Origin of the sequence: Methanocrinis sp., from assembly GCF_049974945.1 — an archaeon.
Taxonomy (GTDB): domain Archaea; phylum Halobacteriota; class Methanosarcinia; order Methanotrichales; family Methanotrichaceae; genus Methanocrinis.
The window spans coordinates 1-4,137 of the sequence record NZ_JBNGCU010000124.1 but is presented as its reverse complement, the minus strand read 5'-3'; the positions used below and the strand labels follow the sequence as shown (position 1 = coordinate 4,137).

Sequence of the window (4,137 nt, the reverse complement as noted above, 5' to 3'; positions counted from 1 at the left end):
GAAGGCCTCGGGCCAGTTCTCGGGGTCGAGCCCCTTCTGGCCGAGGAAGGCGCTGGTCCACCGCTCAAGGCCTACGCCGGAGCAGCCGCTCCATAGGGGGTCACCTGACTGGGCCTTGACGTTGAAGCCCCGGGGGTACTTGTCGCCGTTGATGGAGAGGTTCTGAAACTCGATCCAGTCGCCGTTGTAGGGTAGTATCGCTTCGTAGTCGACGGTCCCGGCGCCGGACATCTCCGCGAGGCCGGTCTTTCCCTCCTGGGCCATGAACCAGGGGGTCACCCAGGCCATCCGCCACCGAAGCTCCAGGATCTCCTCGAAGATCCTCTTGTAGCAGTCCTTCAGCCTTTCTGCCTCCTCCTTCACCTGATCCTGGGTCCCCATCCAGACGATCTCGATCCGGTGGAACTCGTCCACCCTCTCGATCCCGTGGATCCCGCCGCTCTCGTAGCGATGGCTGGTCCCGGACCGGTCGAAGATCCTTATCGGCAGATCCTGGTTGGGGAGGGTCCTGCCCTGGAAGAATACCCAGGATGGTGGACACTGGGCGTAGCACATCCCGCCGATGGGGTTGTCGATCTTCTCCTTGACCAGCTCCACAGGAACCTCGCGCGTCACCTTGTAGTGGTCCATCACCTCTTCCCAGAACTCGGGGTCCCGGGTCTTGGGGGGGCAGACGTAGTAGATCTCCGGGTAGACACCCATGGCGTGGCCGCTCTTCTTCCATACGTCCCAGGTGACCAGCTTCGGAAAGATCATCTCCCGGTAGCCCAAGGGCTCGATGATCTCCTCCAGGACGATCTTCTCCAGGGCCCGGAAGAGGTGGGTCCCCTCGGGGCCGTAGATCCACTGGCCCCGGCTGGCACCATGCTTGATCCAGCCCCGATTGACCATCTCCTCGGTGGGGTCGCGCTCGAACTTCGGTGCCCTTTCGGGGCTCTCCCAGAGCACCTCCCAGTGCTCGGCCTTCCCGCCGTACTCCTCGGCCGCCAGCTTCTCGTCCAGGAGGCTCACGATCCTGTCGGGAACCTGGTTTTTTATGTCCGACTCGTCGACGTCCAGGGAGAGGGTCAGGACCCCACCCTCAAAGGTCATCTCCCGGACATGGGGAATCTTGTGATCGATGACCCGATTGGAGTCGACCTCGATCTTGTACTTCGAGATCTCGATCCCCCTGACCCCCACCCTGTACTTCTTGCCGAGAAGCTCGGCCAGAGGCCGCCTGAGCCGTAGGACGGCGTCGTGGGCCCTCACGAACCGATCGCTCTCTATGACCACGGATATCTCGGCCTCGCCGAGCTCCCACCCCAAAACCTCTGCCCCCTTACCGGCGGCGGCCCCCTTCTTCAGAATCTCGGCCGCATCTGAGAAGAACTGCTCGAGCTCCTCTTTGGCTCCGCTCGCATCGGCGCTGAGCCTGAAGCTCGCCTCCAAATGAAACTTCAAATCCCCACCTCTCTCTTCAAAAGATCTTCAGCGATCTTCGCGTTCATGATCAGGTCGTCGGCGGTCGCAAGAAGCGTCCCCAACCTCTCGGCGAAGAACTCTACCTCAAACTTTCCTTCCCCCACCTCGGCCTTCATCCCTGGCAGGTTGTCGGGGTCCAGGGACCGGGCGACCGCTTCGGCCGTATCGCCCTCGAAGCTCAGCTTTGCCCGCATCATCCTTTCCGGCCCTCAGAAAGTTGTCTTTCCACCAACCGGTCGACGTGCTCGATGAACTCCTCTTCGGTTCCGATGGGAATCGAGGCGCCACTGGCGACGCTGTGGCCGCCTCCGTTTCCGCCGACCTTCTCTGCCCCCTCTCTGAGGGCGACCGAGAGGTCGAGGCCGCAGAAGACGAGAAGCCTGTTCCCACGGGCGGATATCTTGATCATCTCCTCTGTCCGGTTCATGACGATCATCGGCTTGTCGGCGTAGAGGTAGCGGACGCAGAGGCCCGAGACCACCCCTGCGGCCTCCATATCGTCGAGGATGGCGTACCTGATCTTATCGGTCTCCCTGAGATTATCCTGGACTAGCCGGATCTCAGAGAGGGTCTGGGCCTTGTACTCCTGGTTGATCTTTCTGCACTCCGGAAGGAAGGTTGCATCCCGCATGCAGAGGGTGAGGGCGAGCCCCGTCTCCTCCATCTTGCCGCAGGAGTTGAGGATCCACATCAGCTCGAAGGCGTTCTCGACGACCTCTTTTTTGAGCCTGATCGTCTCCCCGACGATCGAGTCGGCAGCAGAGCTCCCCTGGATCAAAATCTTCAGGACGAGAGCCGTCGAGAGGCGTGATAGGTCCTTCTGCCCCAATTTTGGAAGCTCCCCTGTGATCCCCAGCTCCTCGACGAAAGCCCTCGTCTTCTCGGGGTCGCCGGAGAAGTCCAGGAGGGGGTCGAGGGCTCCCGCGAGGACTGAGTCGATGGGCCCGTCGTCCATCTTCAGCCCGGGCCTGATCTCCACCACCCCGGCGTTCGCGGCCTCCTCGAGGATGGTCCGATTAGCCCCGATCATCATCTGCCGGTCGCCCAGAGCCCCCACCAGGGCGAGCCCCGCCAGGTCCAGATTATCGCCCATCTCGCGGATCACGGAATAGACCGTTCCCGAGGCTGAGAACTCGAAGGCGCCGTCGACTCCCGCGAGGTGAGGGTTCACGTGGACGCAATTTAGATTTCCCACCGGGGTGTGGTGGTCGAAGACGAATACATCGCCCTCGATCTGCGATACCAGGTGGGGCTTCCCACTCCCCATGTCGCAGAAGATCACCGGCGGCTCGATGGAGTCGATGAGCGCCTGGTCGAGCCTGCTGACGAGGGTGGCCTGAAAGGGGATGTCGGCCCTCTGCAGGGCGCTGCAGATCAGGCCCGCAGAGGTTATCCCGTCGGCGTCGTTGTGGGATATGACCCTCGCGCTCTCACACTGCAAGAGGGAGCTGGCAGCGGGCTTTGCCAGCTTCTCCAGCCGTTTCATGTGATGAGCATCTCAGCGGTCTCTGGCTTGTACTGCCAGGTCTCTGGCAGCCGTCCAGTACCGCGGTAGTACTTTGCGAGACGTCGGATCTTGTTCTCGGTGAGCTGGAGCCACCTCTTGTTGTGGACGTCCTTCTTGTTGCTCGCCAGGTGCTTTCGCATCCCGATCGCCTTTCGCATAAGGTTTGCGAGATCCTCGGGGATCTCCGGCACCTCGGCGTTCTCCCTCAGAAAGCCGGTCAGCTTCGTTCCCAGGATCGGCTTGACGCTGGGGACCCCGTACTGGTCTCGAAGGGTGAGCCCTATCATGGTGGGGGTGACGCCGTTTCCGTATAGCCTGAGAACGTGCTTCTCCAGCTCCTCTTTGCTCATGTCGCACCACTCGGGTGGCGTTGATCGAAAAGGCGGCCTCGATCTCGAGGACCCCTTTCTTCTGGTATGCATTCTGGCCATATCAAATCCTCATTATAATCCAAAGTCAGATAAAGGCGAAGGTAAGCATCCCAGCGCACCATGCGATAAAAAGTTTGCGGCCTTGGGATAAAATCCCTTTTCCCCAAACCTTTGCCAAAGCCGATCCTCGAGCAGGATGGCGAAGATACGGGTTGCCGACGGGAGGCCGCCTTTTTATATACATCGTCACCATCTCGGATCATGCTCCCCCCGTTCATGGACCCTTTCTTCTACCTCCTGGGAAAGGCGGTCTTCGTCCTCGCCCTAGGCGTTCTCATATCCGCGATCATCGGAGCCGCCCTCATCACCTACTCCTTCAAGACAGGCCACTTCTTCATGGCCAGGATCATGCTGATCTCCGTCTCTCTCCTGGAGAGCCTGATCAAGAGCATCTTCAGAGCCCTCCGGGCCGACGATTCGATCGTCGACGAGGTGGGGATAAGGCTTCGTAACTACATCAACGCCGAGAAGTTCGAGGCAGTCCCCAAAGACGAGAGGGCGATCTTTCTCCCCCAGTGCTTAAGAAACGTCGACTGCCCCGCAAAGCTCACCCCGGAGGGCCTCCGCTGCGTCAACTGCGGCAGGTGCGAGATAGGTCCGGCCAAAATCTTTGCCGAGAGTCTCGGCTATCGGTTCTTCGTGGCCCCGGGATCCAGCGTCATAAAAAGGATGATCAAGAAGTACCATCCTCGGGCCATCGTCGGCGTCGGCTGCGATATGGAGATCAAGGAGGGG

5 protein-coding genes are annotated in these 4,137 nt (G+C 60.6%); 1 reads left to right on the top strand and 4 read right to left on the bottom strand.

Annotated features, from left to right (window positions below; all coding sequences use genetic code 11):
- From ACP5EL_RS09425 to ACP5EL_RS09410, 4 genes are all read right to left on the bottom strand, one after another.
- The coding region (locus tag ACP5EL_RS09425; RefSeq protein WP_428402259.1) for a serine--tRNA ligase at positions 1 to 1,443 on the bottom strand (1,443 nt) is incomplete at its 3' end.
- A complete protein-coding gene (locus ACP5EL_RS09420; RefSeq protein WP_428402258.1) occupies positions 1,440 to 1,661 on the bottom strand; it encodes a KEOPS complex subunit Pcc1 in 222 nt (73 codons plus the stop codon). The genes ACP5EL_RS09425 and ACP5EL_RS09420, both read right to left, overlap by 4 nt.
- Entirely contained in the window at positions 1,658 to 2,950 is a 1,293-nt protein-coding gene (locus ACP5EL_RS09415; protein ID WP_428402257.1) for a DHHA1 domain-containing protein, read from the bottom strand. Before ACP5EL_RS09415 ends, ACP5EL_RS09420 begins: the two co-directional genes overlap by 4 nt.
- Positions 2,947 to 3,402, bottom strand: a complete 456-nt coding sequence (locus ACP5EL_RS09410) for a 30S ribosomal protein S15 (protein ID WP_428402256.1) — start codon at positions 3,400 to 3,402, stop codon at positions 2,947 to 2,949. The genes ACP5EL_RS09415 and ACP5EL_RS09410 overlap by 4 nt, the downstream gene beginning before the upstream one ends.
- A gap of 201 nt (positions 3,403 to 3,603) precedes the next feature.
- Here ACP5EL_RS09410 and ACP5EL_RS09405 point away from each other — a divergent pair.
- The coding region (locus ACP5EL_RS09405; protein ID WP_428402255.1) for a DUF116 domain-containing protein at positions 3,604 to 4,137 on the top strand (534 nt) is incomplete at its 3' end.